Below are 587 nucleotides of genomic sequence, written 5' to 3'. Positions count from 1 at the left end.
GGAGTTCTCAGCGAACATTCTGTTCCTGATTGTTTTCTTTCATGTGGTTTTATTATTTATCACTCTGCTTATTTGTTTGTGGCAAGGGGCGATGTTGTTGGATGCGATCTTTACGGGTCAGATTATTGCTTCCATGTGTTTATTGTTTTTCATTCCTGTATTTTCCATTATAAGAAGGAGTTTCTAGTGCGGCTGTGAATATTCTTCTTGCCATTTATTACCCTTGTTGTTTTGAATTGCTCTTAAAGGAACGCCCGCATGAGTAATAACATTATCGATGCCGTCACCCAGGCTGTGAATTCACTGGTGTCAGCACTGAAGCTGCCCGACGAATCCGCGAAAGCCAATGACACGCTGGGCAGCATGAATTTCCCCCAGTTCAGCCGTATTCTGCCCTATAAGGATTATGATTCCGCGACCGGTCTGTTTATTAATAACAAAACCGTCGGTTTTATGTTTGAGGCGCGTCCTTTACCCGGTGCGGATAAAAGTATCGTCGCCACACTGGAGCATTTACTGCGCAGCAAACTTCCCCGGGGCGTCCCGGTCAGTTTTCATCTGGTCTCCAGCAAACTGGTCGGCAATGA

The 587-nt window shown here is 45.5% G+C and carries 2 protein-coding genes; both read left to right on the top strand.

Annotation, left to right across the window (positions count from 1 at the left end; genetic code table 11):
• Positions 1-187, top strand: a 187-nt coding sequence (locus BHE81_RS25930; RefSeq protein WP_020315744.1) for a hypothetical protein, incomplete at its 5' end; no start/stop codon positions are given.
• A 71-nt stretch (positions 188-258) separates the two neighbouring features.
• Positions 259-587 (top strand): TraC family protein (locus tag BHE81_RS25925; RefSeq protein WP_020315093.1); only part of this gene is annotated, 329 nt, incomplete at its 3' end.

The organism is Klebsiella sp. AqSCr, from assembly GCF_008452795.1.
Lineage (GTDB): Bacteria > Pseudomonadota > Gammaproteobacteria > Enterobacterales > Enterobacteriaceae > Klebsiella > Klebsiella pneumoniae.
This window is presented reverse-complemented; position numbering and strand designations above follow the sequence as displayed.